The following is a 21,503-nucleotide window of genomic DNA, read 5'->3' on the forward strand; positions in this document are numbered from 1 at the left end:
ACCATCTCGCAGCCGGCCACGACCGAGTCCGCAAACCGACTGTCATGGCCGGTCCTGTGCGAGCCGGTGATGATGTACCTGGACAATCCGATCGGCCGACGCCAGTACCGTTCGACGATGCCCGACGATGACGACCGTGGCGCCTGCCTGCGCTCGCTTCCGGAGCGCACGCAACACCGGCACTTCCGAGGCGGCGTCCAGGTGCGCAGTCGGCTCGTCCAGCAGTAGCACCGGTCGGCCCGCAGCCAGCACCCGAGTGAGTGCCAAGCATTGGCGTTGACCGAGCGACAGCCCGACGCCTGCGGGACCGATGACGGTGTTCCACCGATCGGGCAGCTCGTCGAGCACGCGATCGAACCCGGTCGCGGCACACGCCGCTGTCAACTCGTCCGCGCCGGTCGGGTGCCGTGCGGACCGATTCACCGACGCTGCGCCGAGAAGTTCGAGGTTGTCGCGCACCGTTCCCGGCACCAACACCGGTCGTTGGGGCAACCAGCCCACACGGGTCCACCACTGGTCGGTGTCGACCTCGCGCAGGTCTGCACCGTCGACCGTGATGGAGCCGCGATCCGGCGGGATCAAACCCAGCATCGCCTGCACGATGGTCGACTTTCCGACTCCATTGGGCCCGGCGAGCACGGTCACGCAGCCGGGAGGAAATGTCGCCGACAGCCCGGCGGGCGCCCATCCGTCTCGGGTGCGTATCGAAACATCGTCGATCTCGATCGATGCACCACCCGCCGAACTCCCGGCGGCGATTCGTCGTGCTGCGGGCGCACACTCGGTTCGTGGCGCGCACACCGGAGTGGTGTCGCCGGCCAGCGCAGTAGCGGTCGACACGCGATCGGCGGGTATCCGTCGGTGATCGCCGGAGACGATGCCAGGGTGACCGCTCGACTCCGAGTCCAGCACCGCGAATGCCTTGTCCGCGGCAGCCATGCCGTCCTGGGCAGCGTGGAAGCGCTCACCGACGGTTCGCAGCGGCAGATATACCTCGGGAGCAAGCATCAACGCGACCAACCCTGCATACAGACTCATCTCGCCGAATACCAAGCGCAGGCCGATCGACACCGCGATGAGCGCCACGCTGAGCGTTGCGAGCAGCTCCAACACCATTGCCGACAGGAACGCGATGCGCAGTGCTTGCATGGTCCGCTGCCGCACCGCCTCACCGAGGTCCCGCACGCGAAACTGCATGGTGTGAGCGGCTGCCGAGCGGCCCCTCGATTCGACCGGACCGATACCCTGGCGCGCTGGCGACGAAGACTCCCCGGGCGAGTGCTCGTCGCCGGTTTCGCGCCCGAGCGCTCGCAATGTCGGCATGCCGGCGAACAGATCGAGCAACTGATCCGACAGGCGAGTACCGGCTGCGAAGGTGGCCGCAGCCCGTCCCTCGGTCAGTTTTCCGATGAGAATCATGAAGACCGGGATGAGCGGTAGCGTAACCACCACGATCAATCCGGAGCTCGGATCGTGCACCGCGATGACCGCGAGCACGATCGGGGGAACCAGCACCGCCAACACGACGGCGGGCACATAGCCGACGAGGTAGTTCCGCAACCCGGACAATCCGGCGCCGACCACCACGGCCAGCTCGGTTCGGCGGGTGTCGAGTTCACGAAACGGAAGCCGGGCACCGACCTCGAGTACCGCGGATTCCAACTCCGCGATCACGCTCGCACCCGCACGATGTGCCACACGCGACTGAACCCAGGTAGCGAGCACCCGGCAGGCGACCGCGAGCGCAAGAATCGCCAACTCCGTCGTCCATGCGCCAACGGTACGCCGGCCGGAGTCGGTGACGACACCGGCCAACACCCGCCCGATCAGCACCGCCGAAACCACGATCGAACCAGTGGTCACCAGCGTTAGCGCGACGCTGATGACCAGGTAGCTACGCGCCGAACGGGCATACCGCCACAGACGAGGGTCGATCGGCGGGCGGGCCATGGCGTCAGTCCCGCCTGGTCCGGGCAGGCAGGCCCGCCGGAGCGGGGATCTGCTCGACGGTGATCCGCTTGCGAAACACCCAGTACGTCCACCCTTGGTAGACCAACACGACCGGAGTGACCACCACCGCGGCCCAGCTCATCACGGTCAAGGTATACGGCGTGGACGAAGCGTTGTACACGGTCAGATCGAAGGCCGCGTCCAATGTCGAGGGAAGCACGTTCGGGAACAACGAACCGAACAACAGGGCGGTGACCGCGGCCACGGTCACGGTGGTTCCGGTGAAGGCCCACCCGTCGCGCCGAGCGATATCGGCCACCGCCGCGGTGATCGATCCGAGCACCGCCAGCGCCAACGGAATCCAGGTCCAGCCCGTCCCATACGCCAGCTGCGTCCACAGCCCGAACCCGCCGACCACGACCACGGTGGGACCCAACAGCAATCGGGCGGTGCGTCGCGCGTCGGCGCGCACCTCGCCACCGGTCTTGAGGGCCAGGAACATCGCCCCGTGCAGTGCGAACAACAGGCCGGTCGCCAGCCCCCCGACCACCGCGTACGGTCCGAACAAGTCCGCCACCGAACCCGCGAACTCTTTGTGCTCGTCGAGCGGAACCCCGTGCACGACATTGGCGAACACCCATCCCCAGGCCAGTGCCGGAATCCAGGATCCGATCCCGATACCGATATCGCACCGGGCGCGCCAGCGCGGGTCATCGATCTTGCCGCGATACTCGATGGCGCACACACGCAGGATCAACGCGACGAGCAATACCAGCAACGCGAGATAGAAGCCGGAGAACAGGCTCGCATACCACTCCGGGAACGCAGCGAACATTGCACCGCCGGCGGTCAGCAACCAGACTTCGTTGGCATCCCATACCGGTCCGATCGTGTTGAGCACCAATCGCCGTCGTGTGTCGGACCCTTTGCCGAGGATCGGCATGAGCATACCGACGCCGAAGTCGAAGCCCTCCAATACGAAGTAGCCGGTGAACAGCACACCGATCAGGACGAACCAGAACTCTTGCAAACTCATCGCCGGCTCCTAGTAGGCGAACGACAACTGTTCGACAGCAGGCTCCTCGCGGCGACCGGGGCCGGAGGCGGAGTCTGTGTCCTGCGGCTCGGGCACGATGGGATCGGGGCCATGGACGACGTACCGGCGTATCAGGTAGAACCACACCACGGCGAGTGCGCCGTACAGCATGGTGAAGCAGATCAACGACAACAGCACAACACCCGGCGAATGGTTCGAGACGCCTTCCTGCACCGTCAGACGCAGGTTCGGGTCGCCCGCCGGGTTCGGTACGACCACCCATGGTTGGCGCCCCATCTCGGTGAATATCCAACCGGCGCTATTGGCCAGGAACGGCATCGGAACGACCCACAGACTCAGCCGAGAAAACCAGCGTCGGTCCGGGACCCGACCGCGGCGTGTGAGCCACAGGCCAGCCATCGCCAGCGCGAGCGAGCCCACGGCCAGCCCGATCATGGCTCGAAACGACCAGTAGGTGACGAACAGGTTGGGCCGGTAGTCACCGGGACCGAACTTCTCGATGCCGGCCTGCTGCAAATCGGTGACGCCGTCCAGGGTTACGCCACTGAAGGAGCCCTCGGCCAACCAGGACAGCACATACGGAACTTCCAGGACGTGGGTGACGCTGTCGCAGTTGTTGTGGGTTCCCACGGTCAGCAGCGAGAAGTTCGGGTCGGTCGCGCTGTGACACAGCGATTCCGCCGAGGCCATCTTCATCGGCTGCTGCTGGAACATCAGTTTGCCCTGAACGTCGCCGGTGTACACCAAAGCGGCCAGCGCCACGATCATCACGGCGCTACCCGCACGGGCAGCCGGCCGCCACATCTCGCGCGCCTCGATCAGCTTCGCTGCATTGCCGCGCACCATGCCACTGCGCGCGTCGCGCACCATGCCACTGCGCGCGTCGCGCACCATGCCACTGCGCGCGTCGCGCACCATCCACCACCCCGAGATACCCGCGACGAAGGTCCCTGCAGTGAGGAATGACCCGGCCACGACGTGGGGGAAGGCCGCCAGGGTGGTGTTGTTGGTGAGCACCGCGACGATGCTGTCGAGTTCCGCGCGCCCGGTCTCCGGGTTGTATCGGGCGCCGACCGGGTGCTGCATGAACGAATTGGCCGCGACGATGAAGTAGGCCGAGGCGTTCACACCGATGGCAACCACCCATATCGCTGCGAGGTGAAGCAGTTTCGGCAACCGAGTCCAGCCGAATATCCACAATCCGAGGAAGGTCGACTCCATGAAGAAGGCGACCAACCCCTCCAAAGCGAGCGGGGCGCCGAACACATCGCCGACGAAGCGGGAGTACTCACTCCAGTTCATGCCGAACTGGAATTCCTGCACGATGCCGGTCGCGACGCCCAGCGCGAAGTTGATCAAGAACAGCTTGCCGAAGAACTTGGTCAACCGCAGCCAGTGCTGTTTCCCGGTGATCACCCAGGCTGTTTGCATGGCGGCGACGAGCGGCGCGAGGCCGATGGTCAATGGCACCAGAAGGAAGTGGTAGACGGTCGTGATGCCGAACTGCCAGCGCGAGATATCCAGCGCGTTCATGCCGCCCTCCAGCCCATCTACGACGTTCCGTAGTAAGCGTACGCCGGAGTTGGCCGAAAGGTAGCGGAGCTCAAACCGACAATCGAGGTATGCACATCGGATTGCCAGGTATTGCGTGGTCACCACCATCTCGCACTGGTCCTCGTAGGACATGGATCACCGAGTGACGTCCATCACGCATTCCGAGCTATCGACAAGCATCGCTGCCGGTCATGAGCATCACCGCCGGTCAGGCGATCGTCACCAGTCGCCGACGGCGCCGGCCCGTTCGATACCACGACCCACCAATTCGATGATCTCCTCGGCGTTGTCCGGCGCGGACATCCGCAGCCCATCCAGCGAGTTCACTCGCGCCGCGAGTGAAATGCTCGACAGCATCCAGATGCTGTCACAGGTGAGCAGATCGGCAGTGAACAACGACTCGTAGCGGCAGCTCCAACCCGCCTTCTCCGCTTCGATGAACAGCGTGCGCTGGGTGACGCCCGGAAGCACACCATTCTTCGCCGGCGGAGTGATCAGCTGCTTGTCGCGGGCGATCACCACAGTGGAACGCGGTCCTTCCAGAACGCGATTCTCGGTGCTGGTGAAGATCACGTCATCGGCACCCATACGTGCGGCGAAACGCAATGCGGCCATGTTGGTGGCATAGGACAAGGTCTTGGCGCCGAGCAACTGCCACGGCGCCGCTTGGGCCAGGTCGATCGAGATGCCACGCGACAGCGTCATCACGGCAACCCCCTCGGCACGCGCCTTCTCGACACGCTCGGACACCGGCGCCACCAGCACGAAAGCCGTTGGCGCCGGCGCAGCACCAGCCAGGTCACCGGTCTGCACCGTGGACGGAATGCCGGACATTTCACGATCGCGGCCCCGGGTGAGCACCAGCCGCATGACTCCTTCACGCTCGCTACCCCACTCCTTGGCAGCGGTCTCGACCGCTTCGCGCCATTTCCCCAACTCCGGTTCGGGTAGGTCCAGCGCCTGTGTCGAGCGACGCAGTCGGCCGAGATGAAATTCGATCGCACAGGCCACACCCGCACGCAGAAGGACGGTTTCGAAGACGCCGTCGCCACGTAATACGCCGATATCGTCCGCATACACCAACGGCGCGTCCGCATCTCGAACCACACCATCGAGCGTTACCAGAACTCGATCCACCATGGGTCGAGCCTAGGCGGTGCCAGCAGCCAACGCCTACTGTCGCGGCCGGTTGGCGCGACGCGCCGGCAACGACCTACCTGCCGGCTGTTTCGGCTCGTCGAACTCGGCGACAACGGCCCGGGGCGCGCATCGTCGAGCGTGCACGCCTAGAGTGAAGACGTGTCCGTGGTCGTTGCTCCGAGCCCAATCCTCGACTATTCGGGAGCCGTTGCGGGGACAACGGACTCCGCCGATTCCACGGTCGCCTGGCACTATGGCGATCCGTTCGGCGAACAGCGGGCAGCGATGCACCGCCTCGCGGTTGTCGACCGCTCACATCGATTCGTTCTTCGTATCACGGGCACGGAGCGGCTCACGTGGTTGCACACCGTCTCCACGCAACACGTGGCCGCGCTCGGCAATGGCCAATCGGCGGAGAATCTCGACCTCGATGCGAGCGGGCGGGTGTTACACCACTTCGTGCTCACCGAACTGGACGGCACCGTGTGGATCGACACCGAGGCCGAGGGAGGCCCCGATCTGCTGTCGTTCCTCCAGAAAATGGTCTTCTGGGCCGACGCCGTGCCGGTCGCGGCTACCGACCATGTGGTGTTGAGCCTGCTGGGACCACAGGTCACTGCCCTCGCCCCGGTCCTCGGCATTACCGCCCTGCCCGACATCTACGCGGCGATGCCACTGCCGAACGGCGGGTTTCTGCGTCGGATGCCGTGGCCGACGACGGACAGCTTCGATCTGCTCGTCCCGCGCGACCACCTGACCGACTGGTGGGGTCGACTCACCGCGGCGGGCGCAACACCCGCGGGAATGTGGGCCTACGAGGCGCTCCGTGTCGCCGCGCTACGTCCTCGGGTCGCAGTGGACACCGACGAGCGGACGATTCCGCACGAGGTCCGATGGATCGGCAGCGCCGCCGAACACGCCGCGGTCCACCTCGACAAGGGGTGCTACCGGGGTCAGGAAACCGTCGCGCGGGTACACAACCTGGGCAAACCGCCGCGGCATCTGGTGTTGCTCCATCTGGACGGTTCGACCGACCAGCGCCCCACCACGGGCGCCGACGTCACCGCGAGTGGTCGCACGGTCGGCCGGGTCGGTACCGTCGTCGACCACTACGAACTCGGCCCGATCGCTTTGGCCCTGGTCAAGCGAACCGTCACAGCCGGCGCTACCCTGACAGTGGGTTCCGTCACCGCGGCCATCGATCCGGATTCGATGCCTACCGAGGATGCGCCGCAGGCCGGCAGGATCGCCGTCGACCGGCTACGCCGACACTGACTCCTGGGGCGGGTGACCGGGGCCGTGCAGGCGACACCGGTACTGCTGCTCAGCGTCGATCCGGCCCGATTCACGACGAGAGGAGCGCTGTATATGCCCAATGATTTCGGCGAGATCCTGGCTGTCTGCGTTGTCCATGCCGACCTCGACGTGCCGGGACGGATCGGTCGCACCGCGATCGACAAGCGGCCGGTCTCGGGTCGCGTCGCGGTGCAGACCTTCGGGCTCGCCGGCGACCATGTGTGCAACACCGAACTTCACGGCGGTGTGGACCAAGCCGTCTATGCCTACGCCGACGAGGACGCCGAGCAATGGAGCATCGAACTCGGCCGAGAACTCCCGCCGGGATGGTTCGGCGAAAACCTGCGGATCGCCGGGCTTGCGGTCAGTGATGCCGTGGTCGGCGCACGTTGGAGCATCGGCGACACCCTCCTGGAGGTGACCGCACCGCGGGTGCCGTGTGTCACGTTCCAGCACTGGAGCGGTGAACGGCAGTGGGTGAAACGATTCGCAATGCGCCGTAACACCGGCGCGTATCTCCGGGTACTCACCGAGGGCACGATCGGCGCGGGCGACCGAGTCTCGGTCGTCCACGTGCCCGACCACGGGGTCACCGTTCGAGATGTGTTCGCCGGCACGAATCTCGATGTTCTGGCAATCCTGCTCACCGAGGAACCGAGTGTGTCCGACGATGTGCGTAGCCAGATCGAACGGCACAATCGTCAGCAGGCCGATACCTAGCTACGGACTCCGAGCGGTGGCGCCGAGTGATTTCTCGCACGAACGGTCTCGATCGAATGGTTGTTCGAGAAACCATCGGACCGGCGTGCACGAACGATCGGTATGGACGGTCTGGATAGGTGTCCATACCCGACGAAGCGGTGATCGCCGGCACCGTGGGCGCGCCGCGACCGCGCTCGAATACCGCTGACGCTGGCGATTCTCCGTCGAATGACGATCGACTGGACCGCGCTGCGCGCCCTACTCGCAGTGCCCGCGACGCGCGGCGGCAGCACCTGCGCCGGGGGCGTCCATGCAAATCCGGGAGTCCGACAAGGCTGAGATCGAACGGCGACAAGCGGGCAAACGACACCGCATCGGTAGTTCTTCACCCACTCCTGGAAGCGAGACGGCGGGACACACGCTAAAGTGTCTGTCAGGAAGAGTATTAATTCGAACGGGGCCGCCATCAAACCCCAGGCCGCCCCGCTGTGACGCGAGGGGGTCAGCCATGGGCCGTGGCCGGGCTAAGGCAAAGCAGACCAAGGTCGCACGCGAGCTGAAGTACAGCTCGCCCACGACCGACTTCGCGAGCCTTCAGCGCGAGCTTTCGGGAAGCCCCAACTCCCAGCGGGGTGGTGGTGTGCTGTCCGATGAGCAGGACGCGAACGAGTCTTTGTCCCGGTGGGACGAGGACGACTACGACGACTGGCGCCGCTGACTTGGATTGTGGTGGAAAGAGGGAGACCAATTGGTCTCCCTCTTTCCACCCGTACACGTGATCAGAGCAGTGCGCTGTGATCTAGAACCGTGGATGCTCGCCGACCAAGACGGCGCGCGCAGCGTCGGCATCCTTGGCCTTTTTGACCGTGCCGAGTGTCCAGCATTCGATATGCCGTGCCGTCAGCACGGCCAGCGCCCGATCGACGTCCTCTGGAGCAATGACGGCGACCATGCCGACACCCATATTGAACGTCTTCTCCATCTCGGACCGATCCACCCGGCCGCGCTGCGCAATCAACTTGAACACCGGCGCCGGGTTCCACGTGCCGCGATCCAGTTCGGCGGTCATACCCGCGGGCAACACTCTGGCCAAGTTGGCCGCCAAACCACCGCCGGTGACATGGGCAAACGTGCGGACGTCGGTCTCGGCGATCAGTGCGAGACAATCCTTGGCGTAGATCCTGGTCGGCTCGAGAAGTTCCTCGCCGAGTGAGCGGCCGAACTCCTCGACATGACCGGTGAGGGACATGCGGTCGATGTCCAACAACACCTTACGGGCCAAGCTGTAGCCGTTGGAGTGGAGGCCCGAGGACCCCATGGCGATCACCACGTCGCCGGGACGGACCCTGTCCGGTCCCAGCACCGCGTCCGCCTCGACCACACCGACGCCGGTGGCCGACAGGTCGTAATCATCCGGATCCATCAGACCCGGATGTTCGGCGGTCTCGCCGCCGAGCAGCGCGCAACCGGCGCGCACACAACCGTCGGCGATGCCGGAGACCAGCTCGGCCACTCGCTGCGGGACGAGTTTGCCGACCGCAATATAGTCTTGGAGAAACAGTGGTTCCGCACCGCACACCACGAGGTCGTCCACCACCATCGCCACGAGATCGAGGCCGATGGAGTCGTGTTTGTCCATTCGCTGCGCGACCGCGATCTTGGTACCCACACCGTCGGTCGCCGCAGCCAGTAGTGGTTCCCGATAGCTCCCCTTCAGTGCGAACAGTCCGGCGAATCCGCCGAGTCCACCCTGGACCTCGGGCCGGGTCGCCTTCTTCGCCAATGGCCCGAACAACTCGACTGCGCGATCACCTGCCTCGATGTCCACACCTGCTGCGGCATATGAGGCACCACTGGGGGTCTGTTCAGTCATTTTCGGGGAAAGCTCCAAACCGAATCGGCGGATAGATGCCTGCTCACGCTACCGGAGATGAATAACGACCTCGCACCGGTAGTGGCTCACCCTCTTGACAATAGGCTGCTGTGGCCCCTCGGGCAGGCGATCGGGTCTTCTCATGCCAACCGAACAGTCTGGATACTCGTAGCGGCGGCGCCGCAGCCTATGCTGGCGGCGTTCGACACCATGTGGTCGCGCCTACGGGGTATGTGGTCGTGCCCTACGGGGCATGTGGCAGAGCCACCACAGCGTGTGGCGGCACCGCGCGCGGCCGAGCTAACGCGCCGGGGACGTCTCCGGTTTTCCGTTCAACAGACTTTCGAGCACATTCTTGCCGGTGTCTGCCTCGGTGGACAGCGGGATGGGATAGTTTCCGTCGAAGCACGCCGAACACAGTCGAGAGCGCGGTTGCTCGGATGCAGCGATCATGCCGTCGAGGGAGATATAGCCGAGAGTGTCGGCGCCGATCGAGCGACGTACACCCTCGACCATGTCCGCGACGTCCCCCTCCACCCCGGTACCGTTGGCGATCAACTCTGCTCGGGAAGCGAAGTCGATGCCGTAGAAACAGGGCCATCGCACCGGTGGCGACGCGATCCGAACATGGATTTCCAGTGCACCCGCCTCGCGGAGCATCCGAATCAATGCGCGCTGCGTGTTTCCGCGCACGATCGAGTCGTCCACCACAATGAGCCGTTTACCGCGAATCACCTCACGCAATGGGTTGAGCTTGAGTCGAATGCCGAGTTGGCGAATGGTCTGGCTGGGCTGAATGAACGTACGCCCCACGTAGGCGTTCTTCATCAGTCCTTGCCCGTAGGGCACCCCCGACCCCTGCGCGTAACCGACCGCGGCGGGAGTGCCGGATTCCGGCACCGGGATCACCAGATCCGCCTCGACCGGATGTTCCTTCGCCAAGCGCCGTCCGATCTCCACGCGGGTGGCGTGCACCGACCGACCGGCGATAACGCTGTCCGGTCTCGCCAGGTACACGTATTCGAAAACACACCCCTTGGGCTCCGGATTGGCAAAGCGCAACGAGCGCACACCGTCAGCGTCGATCGCCAGCAGTTCGCCAGGCTCGATTTCGCGGACGAACGCGGCACCGACGATATCCAGCGCAGCGGTCTCGCTGGCCACGACCCAGCCACGTTCCAGCCTGCCCAAGCACAACGGACGGACACCGTGCGGGTCACGCGCAGCGTACAGCGTGTTCTCGTCCATGAAGGTCAGGCAGAATGCGCCCTGCACCGTCGGTAGCAACTCCATTGCGGCCTGCTCGATGCTGGAGTCGGCTGCAGCATGAGCGAGCAGCGCGGTGACCACGTCGGAGTCGGAGGTCGCGGTAGCGGGCTGTGGACGCCTGCCATTGCCGGGGACGCCGATCAGCCCGAGTTCGAGTGCACGGCTGGCCAACTCGGCGGTGTTGACCAGATTGCCGTTGTGCCCGAGAGCCAGCCCGGAACCAACCGCGGTGGTGCGGAAGATGGGCTGAGCATTCTCCCAGGTCACACCACCGGTGGTGGAGTAGCGGCAATGGCCGATCGCGACATGTCCGGGCATCGCGGCCAGTGTCTGCTCGTCGAATACGTGGCTGACCAGACCGAGGTCTTTGAAGACGAGAATCTGCGAGCCATCCGACACCGCGATTCCGGCCGCCTCCTGCCCACGATGCTGTAACGCGTAGAGACCGTAATAGGTGAGCTTGGCGACCTCCTCCCCGGCAGCCCAGACTCCGAATACGCCGCACTCCTCGCGCGGCGCGTGCTCATCGACATCGGCGGCGGACAGCGAGCGAGCGGAAGCGCGGTCGACCGGCAGTTCGGCGTGGTTCACCGTGTGCTCTCTGGATCGGGCGGGCTGGGGCACACATCATTCTACGGCCGGGTCGCTCTGCATTCGCGGCGCCACTGCGCCAACCAGCGATGCACTGCGGTAGAAGTGCGCATTCCCACACTCGCAGCTGTTACGGTCACCGACTGTGACCACCAGCTCCGAGAGCGACCGCACGGAACCGACAACGATCCGGCTCCGAAGGTCGTGGTCGCGAATGGTGCTGTGGCCCCTGTCGGTGCTCATCGGTCTGGCCACCCTGCTGGGCGTCATGTATCTGCACTACGTCGTGGATCCGGAGAAGAACCTGCACGACTTTCCGATCGCGCTGGTCAATCAGGACCTCGGCGAGGTCACCAGCAGTGGAGACGATGCCGGACAGCGGGTGAATTTCGGCGACCAGATCGCCCGAGCGCTGGTGCAGGGAGTGCCCTCCGACAAGGTCGATCTGCGTCTGCTCGGCATCAACGAAGCCGAGCAGCAGATGCAGTACGGACAGGTCTACGGCGCGATCATCATTCCGAGCGATTTCAGCAAGCAGCTCACCATCCTCGGCGTGGGCAGTGTCGTACCCGCGGATATCCGGCAACCGACGATCACGGTGCAGACCAACCCGCGCGCCGGTCCGTACGCCACCCAGATCATGCTTCGAGTCAGCGACCAGGCTACGGCCGAGGCGAACAAACGAGTCGGCGAGCAGTTGACCGAGCAAGTGATCGCACAAACCACCCAGCAGCCCGGCGGTGGACCCGGCCCCGAACTCTCCGGCGCGGCCAAGGTCGTGCTGGCACAGCCGATTCAGGTGATCGTCGAGGCGTATCACCCACTGCCCCCCGGCAGTGGCCAAGGCCTGACCGCATTCTTCTACGCACTACTGCTGCTGCTGGCCGGTGTGATCGGTGCGATGGTCATTCACACGATGATCGATGCCCAGCTCGGTTTCGCACCCACCGAGTACGGCCCGTGGTACGTCCACTATCCCCCGACTCCGATCTCGCGATTCAAAACGCTGATGATCAAGTGGGGCGTCTTCATCGTGGCGGCGCATGTCATGTCCGGTGTGTTCTTGATCGTCGCCCACGTGGTGGACATGACCGTCGAGCACGCCCTCGCACTGTTCCTCTACAGCGCGTTGGCCATGATCGCGGTGGGCGTGACCGCACTGTCCACGCTCGCGGCGCTCGGCACAGCGGGCCTGCTGATGAATCTGGTCGTTTTCATCGTTCTGGGCCTTCCGTCGTCCGCGGGCACCATCCCGATCGAAGCCACGCCGAAGTACTTCGGCGTTCTGGCCGAATTCGAGCCCATGCACCAGGTGTTCCTCGGCATTCGATCGATTCTGTACTTCGATGCAAACCTGGACGCCGGTCTCGCGCGCGGGATCTGGATGTCGCTGCTCGGTCTGGCCATCGGACTGGTTTTCGGGGTGGTGGTCACGCACTTCTACGACCGCAGAGGCTTGGTGCGGGGCCACCGGAGCTGACCGATCCGCTGTAGCGGTGTTCAGGGAGCGGCAACGCGGACGATCGGCAGCCAGTGAGCCACCTCGGATGCGCGGGCACCGGAGACGCTGACCGCGCCGGATGTCACCGCAGCGTCGAATTCGAGCAGACCGGTAGCCAATAGCAGCCACGTGCGTGGGACGGTCTCCACAACATTCGGCGGAGTGCCCCTGGTGTGTCGCGGACCCTGAATGCACTGCACTGCGGCGAACGGAGGCACCCGGACCTCGACCGTGTGTCCAGGAGCCGTGGCCGCGAGCGTGCGCACCGTGGTGCGCACCGCCGCCGCGAGATCACCGCGAGGAGGTGGGGTGGCCGACTCGTCGCGCAACCATTCGCTCACCGCCGCAACCGCTGCGCGCATCTGCGCGGGGTCGACCGTTCCTCGTGCTACCACGCAGCCGACCCTAGTGCGGTCGGCGACACTGTTCACCTCGCCGCTGTTCACCCCGCCGCTGTTCACCTCGGCGCCGCTCGAGACACCGCGCAAGGAGCGGTGTGGTCGCGCCACCCGCGTTCAAGGCCAGATGTAGCAGTGCCGGGGCGCTGGCCCCGGCGGCTGTGCGGCGCAACGCGCCGAGGACGAGTCCACCGACTGTGGTCACCATCACCGTGACCGGCACGCTGTCACTCGCTGTATTCGCCGGCGCGATATGCCAGAGGCCGAAAGCCGCGGCACCCAGGAGCGCACCCGCTCGAGACCCGAAAACCTCGTCCAGCAATGGATTCAACGTGCCACGGAACACGAGTTCCTCGCTATAGACGGTGCCGATCGGGATATGCACCGCAACCCACTCGAGCACCGATACGGCGGGGCGTCGGTCGGGCAGTGCATTCGCATGCCGCCGTACCCAAGGGACGGCCAGCGCCGCACCATAGCCGGCAACAACGGCCGAGGCGGCCAGCAACCCGCATCGCAGAGCCCGGCGCGAGCCCCACTGCGGCTGTCCGCGCAGTGCGAACCCATAGGCGGTAGCGAATCCGGCGTGCGCGACCGTACGGCCACGCACGCCCAATTCGAAGCGCGGGAGGATCACGTTGTTCCACGCCAGCGGGAGCACCATGGCTGCGACCGCGCGCGTGGCGCGTGCGTCGCTCACTTGATCTCTCGCTCGTATTCCTCCGCGGCCTGCAATTCCGCTCGGATCCGCTCCGACAGCTCAGGAGTCCAATCCGCTGGAGCTGCAATCGCGGCCCAGCCATCCAGTACCAGACTGCCGTAGCGGTGCCCATGCCCGTCGGTGACTCCTTGAGCATTGGTCAAATCGGCAGTGACCTGCCAAAATGTCACGAACGGCCACCATCGCATCTGCGAGGACACATCGGGGCCACGCGGCTCGGACAACCAATCCGGCTGGGCGAAGATCAAGTCGGTCGACCACCACACAATCGGGTCGGAAGCGTGTTGCAGGTAGGCGATACGTGGCGGACGCCATTCCGAGGACGGGCGCGCCAGACCGGCACGGTCGGCCGCGAACCGAACCACCAGACCGTCGGCATACACCGGTTCCACCTCCAGCGACCCCGGGTCACGGCGCGAGACGAATTGCCGCCACAGCCGGTTCGAATTCGGCGGGCCGACCCACAACGCACCGTCCACTTTGGTCCGAAGATCGGCCAGCCCGTCGAATGCAGCTTCGGAACCTTGGGATCCCAAACTCTCGCCGTACACGAGCAGGGTGGGTCGTTGCTCCGGGCCGCGAGCCAACCACTGGCGATACACCGCGTCGAACAGTTCCTTTCCTGCCGCGGCAGCCTTGCCGCGGTCGGCCAGGAACGACAGGACGCTGGGCAAGTACGAGTACTGCGTGGCCACACTGGCGATGTCGCCGCGGTACATGTACTCGATGGCTGCTACTGCCATGGAGTTCACCCAACCGGTACCGGTGGTCGTGATCACCACCAGTACTTGGCGGTCGAACGCACCGGTTCGCTCCAGTTCGGATACCGCCAGCTCGGCCGGTTTCTCGTCGCCAGCCACCGATTCCAGACCGACATATGTTCGGATCGGTTCCTTGGCCGGGCTGCCGGTCACGGCGGTGATGTGGCTGGCCGTAGGGCCGTGCGAGACGAACCACCGACCTTCGAAACCGAGCGACTCCCACGCCGCCAGCGATTCCGGACTGCCCGAACGCTCTGGTTGCTGGGGTTGCACCGCGTTCACCGAGGTGTGGTCGTTGCGCACGCTGAAGGCCGAGTTGGCCACCGCGAAGAACGCCCGCGAGGCGACACCGTTGAAGATCGTGACTGCGACCACCACGAGCAGCAGGACTCCGGCCGACGGCGCCAGCTCGCGCGGCACCCTGGCCCAGCGGATGAGCAGTCGAGCCAGAAACAGCACGATCTCGCGCACCGTCCGGTACGCGGCCACTGCGACGACGCCGACGGCCAGGCTGAGCAGGCCCGTACGGAGGTAGGCCGGTGTCGTGGTGCCCGCCATGTCCATCAGCGCCGTGATCTCGCGCTGCCACCGCGCCGATTGCACCAGCATCAGCGCGGCAGCGAGCGCGGCGGTGAACAGCACGGCGGACTTGGCCACGTACCGCACCCAGGTCGGCGGTGGTGAGATCTGCAGCCGCGGTCGTACCCACAGACGAAACATCCATTCCAGCAAGCAGCCCACGCCGTAGCCGAGCGCGGCATTGATCCCACTGATCAAACCCTGGAACAACCAATCCCGCGGCACCAAGGACGGCGTCACCGACAATGCGAAGAACACCGTCGCGACGACCAAGCCGACATAATTCAGATCGATGATCCGTTCGGCCCGCCGAACGACCGCGACAGTACGCATACGCAGTCTCCGTATGGCCCCACCGGTCTCCAGCACCCGATCAGTATGGCGGTCGAATCCGACGAACCGGCGCGTCACCCGGGCAACGCCGCCACAATCGCCTCATCCCGCGTGCACGAGTGAGCCGATCGCTGCGCCGAAAGCCGCGGTCACACCGCTTCCGTGCCGAACAACCTCGGCAGTGTGCTCTCGTGCGCGACCCGCAGCTCCTCCAGAGTGATCGAGAACTGGCCTTGCACCTCGACCGAGTCCGATCCCTGGTCGACCACGCCGATACGCACCCACGGCAAGCCTCGGGCGCTGCACATACGGGTGAACCTGGTTTCCTCCGAGCGGGGCACGGCAACGAGCACCCGCGCCGTCGATTCGGAGAACAGCATGACAAAGGGGTCGGCATCTTCGGGAAGCAGAATGCGACACCCGGTCTCGCCGGCGAGCGCCGCCTCGACGACCGCCTGAGCAAGGCCACCTTCGGACAGGTCGTGTGCCGCGCTGATCATGCCGTCGCGCGATCCGGCGGTCAGCACGTCGGCGAGCAGCTGCTCGCGGGCGAAGTCCACTTTCGGTGGCACTCCGCCCAGATGATCGTGTGCGACCTGCGACCAGATCGACCCGCCGAACTCGTCGCGCGTCTCTCCCAGGAGAATCAGCGTCTCCCCCGGCTCGAGGCCGAGGCCCGTCGGGATGCGGCGATGCACGTCATCGAGCACGCCGAGCACGCCGACGACGGGCGTGGGCAGAATCGCAGTGCGACCGGTCTGGTTGTAGAAGCTCACGTTGCCGCCGGTGACCGGTATGCCCAGCACCGCGCAGCCATCGGCCAACCCACGCACCGCCTGCTGGAACTGCCACATGACAGCAGGATCCTCGGGCGAACCGAAGTTCAGACAGTTGGTGACCGCGGTGGGCGTCGCGCCGGTCGTGGCCACATTGCGATAGGCCTCGGCCAGCGCCAGTTGCGCGCCAACGTAAGGATCCAGCGCCGTGTAGCGTCCGGACGCGTCGGTCGCAAGCGCAATGCCGCGACCTGTCTTCTCGTCGATCCGGATCACACCAGCGTCGGCGTGCTCGGCCAGCACGGTGTTTCCGCGCACATAGCGGTCGTACTGCTCGGTGATCCACTTGCGGCTGCACAGCTGCGGGCTGGCGATCATCTGCAGCACGGTGCCGCGCAACTCGTCGGAGGTCTTCGGTCGAGTCAGCCGGTCCGGAGTGTCGGCGATCAACGCGTCCTGCGTTGCGGGGCGAGCGACCGGCCGCTGGTACACCGGGCCTTCGTGCGCGACGGTGCGCGGCGGCACGTCGACCACGGTCTGACCGTGCCAGGTGACAACCAGTCGGTCGCCGTCGGTGACCTCCCCGATCACCGTGGCCAACACGTCCCACTTACGACATACCGCCATGAACGCAGCCACGTTCTCCGGAGTGACCACCGCGCACATCCGCTCTTGGGATTCGCTGGAGAGCACCTCGGCCGGGGTCATGTTCGCCGCACGCAGCGGCACCGCATCGAGTTCGATACGCATACCACCGTCCCCGGCCGCCGCGAGCTCGGAAGTCGCACACGACAAGCCCGCGCCGCCGAGGTCCTGGATCCCCACGACCAGTCCGGCGGCATACAGCTCCAGGCAACACTCGATCAGCACCTTCTCGGCGAACGGGTCACCGACCTGGACCGACGGCAATTTCTTCCGACCGGCAGCGGACTCGTCGCCGGAGAACGTGTCCGAGGCCAGTACCGACACGCCGCCGATACCGTCGAGGCCGGTGCGCGCACCGAACAACACGATCTGGTTGCCGGTTCCGGAAGCGAAGGCCAGGTGTAGGTCCTCGACCCGCATGACGCCGGCGCACAACGCGTTGACCAACGGGTTTCCCTGGTAGGACGGGTCGAATACGGTCTCGCCACCGACATTGGGCAGACCGAGCGAGTTGCCGTATCCACCGACGCCGCGTACCACGCCGTCCACCACGCGACGCGTGTCCGCCGCCTCCGGGGCACCGAAACGCAGCTGGTCCATCACCGCGACAGGTCGTGCGCCCATCGCCATGATGTCGCGGACGATCCCGCCGACACCGGTGGCCGCGCCTTGGTACGGCTCGACGTAGGACGGGTGGTTGTGGCTTTCGACCTTGAAAGTCACCGCCCACCCGTCCCCCACGTCGACCACCCCGGCATTTTCGCCGATTCCGGCGAGTAGGGACGTGCGCATCTCGGCTGTGGTCGTCTCGCCGAAGTAGCGCAGATGTACTTTCGAGGACTTGTAGGAGCAGTGCTCGCTCCACATCACCGAGTACATCGCCAGCTCCGCGTCGGTCGGCCGGCGGCCGAGAATCTCCTTGATCCGCGCATACTCGTCGTCTCTGAGGCCCAGTTCTTTGTAGGGTTGCGGCGAATCAGGGTTCGCGGCGGCTGCGCTGACGGTGTCGACCTGCGGAGTCACGGAGTACCAGGGTCCTTTCGGCCGGGCATGGTGAAGCGACGAACGGTGTCACTGGGTTGCGGCGAGATGCCTGGCCGCAAGTCTAGAGGCATCGAGTTCGACCCGACGAGGTGAGGCCGTCGTGCTACCCGCCCGCGCTTTCCGGGGTCGCGAAGGCGGCCAGCGCGGCGGCGTAGGCCGGCACGTCCGCCGCGCCCATCAACTCGCGCGCCGAGTGCATCGCCAGTTGGGCAGCGCCGACATCCACGGTCGACATACCGGTCCGCGCCGCGGTCAGTGGGCCGATCGTGGAACCACACGGCAGATCGGCGCGATGCACGTACCGCTGCAGCGGGACTCCGGCCTGCGCGCACGCCAGCGCAAACGCACCCGCACCACTGGCATCGGTGGCGTAGCGCAGGTTCTGGTTGACCTTGAGCACCGGGCCACCGTTCACCTCGATCCGATGGGCGGGCTCGTGCCGCTCCGGGTAGTTGGGGTGGGTGGCGTGGGCCATGTCGCCGGACGCACACACCGAACCGGCCACCGCGGCGAGATAGTCGGCGCGGCCGCCACCCTCGGCGAGCACGATGCGTTCCAGCACGGTAGGAAGCAGATCGGACTGCGCACCGCGATCGGACTGGCTGCCGACCTCCTCGTGGTCGAACATGGCCAGTACCGGAATCGTCACGCCGGGCTCGTCGATCGCGGCGAGAAACGCCTGCAGGCCGGCATAGCAGGTGGCCTGGTTGTCCAGACGTGGCGCACTGAGCAGATCCTGATCGCGCCCGACGAGCCTGCTGGGCGCCACGTCGTGGGTCATCAACTCCCAACCCAGCACGGCGGTCGGATCGATTCCCGCCTGCTCGGCCACGAAGTCGACGAACCGGCCGGACTCGCTTCCGGCGCCCCACACCGCGTTGAGGTGGCGTTGCGGATCCAACGTGACGCCACGACGATCCTCGGACAGATGGATCGCCAACTGTGGCACCCGCAGAATCGGCTCGTCGATGCGAACCAGACACTCGCGCACGGTATTGCCGTCGCGGAGGCTCAGCCGCCCCGACACCCCGAGATCGCGATCGAGCCAGGAGTTCGACCACGCGCCACCGTAGGGTTCCAGTCCGACCATCCGCCAGCCCGCCGAGCTCAGGTCCGGGTGCTGTTTGACCCGCAGGTTGGGGCTATCGGTATGGGCGCCGATCACACGGAACGGAGCCGCGCCCGAGGTGTGGGCGCTCGACCAGGCGACCACCGACCCGCCACGGACGACATAGTGTCGTCCGGCACCTGCCGAAGGCCAGGACTCCGACTCGGCAAGCCGGGTGAACCCGCGTGCGTTCAACTCTGCGGCGACGGTTCGACAGACATGGAACGGCGATGGTGACGCATCGATGAAGGCACCCAGTCCGGTGGCCGTCGCCGCGGTAGTGGAAACAGGCATGCCTGTGATCCTAGGCAGGCGGACCCGGTACCGATCATGGCCGCCGAAATCGCCCGAGCTAGACGGAAACCAGGGCGTCCAGGACGGAAAGGAACAGACCCAGGCCGTCGTCGCTGGGGCCGGTCAACGGCTCGGTGGCGTGCTCGGGATGCGGCATCAGCCCGACGACACGACCGTTCGGCGAAGCGATACCCGCGATGCCCCGCTGTGCACCGTTCGGATTGTCGCCCGCGTAGCGGAACACGACGCGACCTTCCCCTTCCAGCTCGTCGAGAACCGCACGCGAAGCCTGGTACCGCCCCTCGCCGGACTTGAGCGGTACGAGGATTTGCGCGCCCGGCTCGAAACGCGACGTCCACACCGTGGATACCGACTCCACGGTCAGCCACTCGTCCCGACAGATGAAGTGCAAACCCTCGTTTCGAGTCAGCGCACCAGGCAGCAAGCCGGCTTCGCAGAGCACCTGGAAGCCATTGCAGATACCCAGCACCGGCAACCCGGCACCAGCGGCACGGACGACTTCGGTCATCATCGGGGCGAACCGCGCTATGGCACCTGCCCGCAAATAGTCGCCGTAGGAAAAGCCGCCGGGCACGATGACTGCGTCGACGCCACGCAAGTCGTCGTCGGCGTGCCAGAGGCCCACCGCGTCGGCGCCGGCCGAACGCACCGCCCGCACGGCATCGACGTCGTCCAGCGTGCCAGGAAAGGTGATGACCCCGATTCGGGCGGTCATGAGCCGCGGACCACCTTCCAGTCCTCGATCACGGTGTTGCACAGCAAGGATTCCGCGATCTTTTCCAACGTTGCGTCGTCGACACTGTCGTCGACGTCGAGTTCGAAGCGCTTGCCCTGCCGCACATCCGAGACGCCCTCGAATCCCAAGCGCCCGAGCGCACCGACAACGGCCTGCCCCTGCGGATCCAGGATCTCGGCCTTCGGCATCACCTCGACCACGACTCGTGCCACGCGTTGCTCCTCAGGTGGTTGTGGGGTTCCCCGAGCAGCGTAGTTGTGCTGGTCGCGCGGGACATCCGCGGGGTCGGCGAAGGCTCGACGATATCGACCGGAAGCCGACCACCGATAACATAGCGGCATGCGCATAGCACACTTCGGCCATTCCTGCCTGCTGCTCGAGGCGCACGGCAGGAGAATATTGTTCGATCCCGGCGTTTTCGCACACGGCTTCGAAGGCCTCACCGGATTGGATGCGATCGCGGTCACCCATCAGCATCCCGACCATATCGACCCCGATCGGATCGACGCGCTCATCGCCGCCAACCCGGGCGCGCGGTTGCTGTCGGATCCGCAGACCGCGCGTCTGCGTGACGAGCCGTGGGAGCCGGTGCGCGCGGGCAACGTGCTGACCTTCGGCGCCCTGCGCATCACCGGTGGCGGCGGGCGGCATGCGGTCATCCACCCGGAGATCCCGGTGATCGACAACACGGTGTTCCAGGTGGGTACCGCGCAGGATCCGGCCCAGTTCGTGCACCCTGGTGACTCGCTGTGGGTACCGCCGGTACCGGTCGGCGTCTTGGCCACCCCGGCCGCCGCGCCCTGGATGCGGATCAGTGAGGCCGTCGACTATCTGCGTGCGGTCGATCCACGGCTGGCCGTGCCGATCCATCTCGGAATCATCCAACCCGACGCCCGCGGCATCTACGTGGGTCGCCTGGCCGACATGGCGCCCGCCGAAACCGAAGTTCGGGTACTCGAACCCGAAACCGCCACCGAACTCTGACCCGCGCGAATCGGCCCGACAGATTTGCGCAGCTCCTCCCGCGAACGGCCAGCAATGTGCCAAGCTGAGCAGGCAGCGTGCTGGGTGGCATTTCGCGTCCTCCGGCGGATGAGCAGCGGCCGGTCGCGCAGTGCCCGGCGCTCACGCCGGCAGGCGCAGATCGAGCCGAA

At 65.8% G+C, this 21,503-nt stretch carries 18 protein-coding genes; 5 read left to right on the forward strand and 13 right to left on the reverse strand.

Annotated features, from left to right (window positions below):
* Positions 1-42 precede the first annotated feature (42 nt).
* The 4 genes from K940_RS0102425 to K940_RS0102440 all read right to left on the reverse strand — a co-directional run bounded on the left by K940_RS0102425 (position 43) and on the right by K940_RS0102440 (position 5,701).
* A complete protein-coding gene (locus tag K940_RS0102425; protein ID WP_051406809.1) occupies positions 43-1,950 on the reverse strand; it encodes an ABC transporter ATP-binding protein/permease in 1,908 nt (635 codons plus the stop codon).
* A 4-nt stretch (positions 1,951-1,954) separates the two neighbouring features.
* Positions 1,955-2,986, reverse strand: coding sequence for a cytochrome d ubiquinol oxidase subunit II (gene cydB / locus K940_RS0102430; protein ID WP_028476203.1), 1,032 nt, complete (start codon positions 2,984-2,986; stop codon positions 1,955-1,957).
* 9 nt (positions 2,987-2,995) lie between these two features.
* On the reverse strand, positions 2,996-4,540 hold the full coding sequence (locus K940_RS0102435) for a cytochrome ubiquinol oxidase subunit I (RefSeq protein WP_028476204.1): 1,545 nt from the start codon (positions 4,538-4,540) through the stop codon (positions 2,996-2,998).
* Between the two features lie 240 nt (positions 4,541-4,780).
* A complete protein-coding gene (locus K940_RS0102440; protein WP_028476205.1) occupies positions 4,781-5,701 on the reverse strand; it encodes an aminodeoxychorismate lyase in 921 nt (306 codons plus the stop codon).
* A 159-nt stretch (positions 5,702-5,860) separates the two neighbouring features.
* On the opposite strand from K940_RS0102440, the gene K940_RS0102445 reads away from it, so the two are divergent.
* The 3 genes from K940_RS0102445 (at position 5,861) to K940_RS0102460 (ending at position 8,417) form a co-directional block, all read left to right on the forward strand.
* Positions 5,861-6,976, forward strand: a complete 1,116-nt coding sequence (locus K940_RS0102445) for a folate-binding protein YgfZ (protein WP_028476206.1) — start codon at positions 5,861-5,863, stop codon at positions 6,974-6,976.
* 93 nt (positions 6,977-7,069) lie between these two features.
* Positions 7,070-7,717 carry an MOSC domain-containing protein gene (locus K940_RS0102450; RefSeq protein ID WP_028476207.1) on the forward strand — a complete coding sequence of 216 codons (648 nt, stop codon included), beginning with the start codon at positions 7,070-7,072 and terminating at the stop codon, positions 7,715-7,717.
* 490 nt (positions 7,718-8,207) lie between these two features.
* Complete coding sequence (locus K940_RS0102460; RefSeq protein ID WP_028476209.1) at positions 8,208-8,417, forward strand: DUF3073 domain-containing protein; 210 nt, start codon at positions 8,208-8,210, stop codon at positions 8,415-8,417.
* Positions 8,418-8,498: 81 nt separating this feature from the next.
* Here K940_RS0102460 and purM read toward each other — a convergent pair whose 3' ends face one another.
* Together purM and purF are read right to left on the reverse strand one after the other, a co-directional pair.
* Positions 8,499-9,572: a phosphoribosylformylglycinamidine cyclo-ligase gene (gene purM / locus K940_RS0102465; RefSeq protein ID WP_028476210.1), complete on the reverse strand. Its 1,074-nt coding sequence runs from the start codon at positions 9,570-9,572 to the stop codon at positions 8,499-8,501.
* A 300-nt stretch (positions 9,573-9,872) separates the two neighbouring features.
* The gene (gene purF / locus K940_RS0102470; protein WP_028476211.1) at positions 9,873-11,432 is read right to left on the reverse strand and encodes an amidophosphoribosyltransferase; all 1,560 of its coding nucleotides are present in this window, start codon (positions 11,430-11,432) and stop codon (positions 9,873-9,875) included.
* Positions 11,433-11,646: 214 nt separating this feature from the next.
* Here purF and K940_RS0102475 point away from each other — a divergent pair, with 214 nt between their 5' ends.
* Positions 11,647-12,912, forward strand: coding sequence for a YhgE/Pip domain-containing protein (locus K940_RS0102475; protein ID WP_028476212.1), 1,266 nt, complete (start codon positions 11,647-11,649; stop codon positions 12,910-12,912).
* Positions 12,913-12,932: 20 nt separating this feature from the next.
* Here the strand turns inward: K940_RS0102475 and K940_RS0102480 are convergent, their stop codons facing one another.
* The 7 genes from K940_RS0102480 to purS all read right to left on the reverse strand — a co-directional run bounded on the left by K940_RS0102480 (position 12,933) and on the right by purS (position 20,561).
* The gene (locus K940_RS0102480; protein WP_028476213.1) at positions 12,933-13,328 is read right to left on the reverse strand and encodes a sterol carrier family protein; all 396 of its coding nucleotides are present in this window, start codon (positions 13,326-13,328) and stop codon (positions 12,933-12,935) included.
* 10 nt (positions 13,329-13,338) lie between these two features.
* Positions 13,339-14,031 (reverse strand): type II CAAX prenyl endopeptidase Rce1 family protein, encoded by a 693-nt coding sequence (locus K940_RS26695; RefSeq protein WP_231390218.1) that lies wholly within the window; start codon positions 14,029-14,031, stop codon positions 13,339-13,341.
* The gene (locus tag K940_RS0102490) at positions 14,028-15,725 is read right to left on the reverse strand and encodes an alpha/beta-hydrolase family protein (protein WP_081706120.1); all 1,698 of its coding nucleotides are present in this window, start codon (positions 15,723-15,725) and stop codon (positions 14,028-14,030) included. The genes K940_RS26695 and K940_RS0102490 overlap by 4 nt, the downstream gene beginning before the upstream one ends.
* Positions 15,726-15,874: 149 nt before the next feature.
* Entirely contained in the window at positions 15,875-18,169 is a 2,295-nt protein-coding gene (gene purL / locus K940_RS26700; RefSeq protein WP_036527284.1) for a phosphoribosylformylglycinamidine synthase subunit PurL, read from the reverse strand.
* A 124-nt stretch (positions 18,170-18,293) separates the two neighbouring features.
* Positions 18,294-19,592: a M18 family aminopeptidase gene (locus K940_RS0102500; protein ID WP_028476215.1), complete on the reverse strand. Its 1,299-nt coding sequence runs from the start codon at positions 19,590-19,592 to the stop codon at positions 18,294-18,296.
* Between the two features lie 58 nt (positions 19,593-19,650).
* Positions 19,651-20,328 carry a phosphoribosylformylglycinamidine synthase subunit PurQ gene (gene purQ / locus K940_RS0102505; RefSeq protein ID WP_028476216.1) on the reverse strand — a complete coding sequence of 226 codons (678 nt, stop codon included), beginning with the start codon at positions 20,326-20,328 and terminating at the stop codon, positions 19,651-19,653.
* Positions 20,325-20,561 (reverse strand): phosphoribosylformylglycinamidine synthase subunit PurS, encoded by a 237-nt coding sequence (gene purS / locus K940_RS0102510; protein WP_028476217.1) that lies wholly within the window; start codon positions 20,559-20,561, stop codon positions 20,325-20,327. Before purS ends, purQ begins: the two co-directional genes overlap by 4 nt.
* A 127-nt stretch (positions 20,562-20,688) precedes the next feature.
* Here purS and K940_RS0102515 point away from each other — a divergent pair, with 127 nt between their 5' ends.
* Entirely contained in the window at positions 20,689-21,333 is a 645-nt protein-coding gene (locus tag K940_RS0102515; protein WP_028476218.1) for an MBL fold metallo-hydrolase, read from the forward strand.
* The last annotated feature ends 170 nt before the right edge of the window (positions 21,334-21,503 follow it).

Origin of the sequence: Nocardia sp. CNY236 (assembly GCF_000482385.1) — a bacterium.
Classification (GTDB): Bacteria; Actinomycetota; Actinomycetes; order Mycobacteriales; family Mycobacteriaceae; genus Nocardia.

Coding starts and splice junctions, on each gene's coding strand:
- K940_RS0102425 (WP_051406809.1), bottom strand. CDS start 1,950: ATGGCCCGCCCGCCGATCGACCCTCGTCTGTGGCGGTATGCCCGTTCG.
- K940_RS0102515 (WP_028476218.1), top strand. CDS start 20,689: ATGCGCATAGCACACTTCGGCCATTCCTGCCTGCTGCTCGAGGCGCAC.
- K940_RS0102450 (WP_028476207.1), top strand. CDS start 7,070: ATGCCCAATGATTTCGGCGAGATCCTGGCTGTCTGCGTTGTCCATGCC.
- K940_RS0102490 (WP_081706120.1), bottom strand. CDS start 15,725: ATGCGTACTGTCGCGGTCGTTCGGCGGGCCGAACGGATCATCGATCTG.
- purQ (WP_028476216.1), bottom strand. CDS start 20,328: ATGACCGCCCGAATCGGGGTCATCACCTTTCCTGGCACGCTGGACGAC.
- K940_RS0102500 (WP_028476215.1), bottom strand. CDS start 19,592: ATGCCTGTTTCCACTACCGCGGCGACGGCCACCGGACTGGGTGCCTTC.
- purM (WP_028476210.1), bottom strand. CDS start 9,572: ATGACTGAACAGACCCCCAGTGGTGCCTCATATGCCGCAGCAGGTGTG.
- K940_RS0102475 (WP_028476212.1), top strand. CDS start 11,647: ATGGTGCTGTGGCCCCTGTCGGTGCTCATCGGTCTGGCCACCCTGCTG.
- K940_RS0102435 (WP_028476204.1), bottom strand. CDS start 4,540: ATGAACGCGCTGGATATCTCGCGCTGGCAGTTCGGCATCACGACCGTC.
- cydB (WP_028476203.1), bottom strand. CDS start 2,986: ATGAGTTTGCAAGAGTTCTGGTTCGTCCTGATCGGTGTGCTGTTCACC.
- K940_RS0102460 (WP_028476209.1), top strand. CDS start 8,208: ATGGGCCGTGGCCGGGCTAAGGCAAAGCAGACCAAGGTCGCACGCGAG.
- K940_RS0102440 (WP_028476205.1), bottom strand. CDS start 5,701: ATGGTGGATCGAGTTCTGGTAACGCTCGATGGTGTGGTTCGAGATGCG.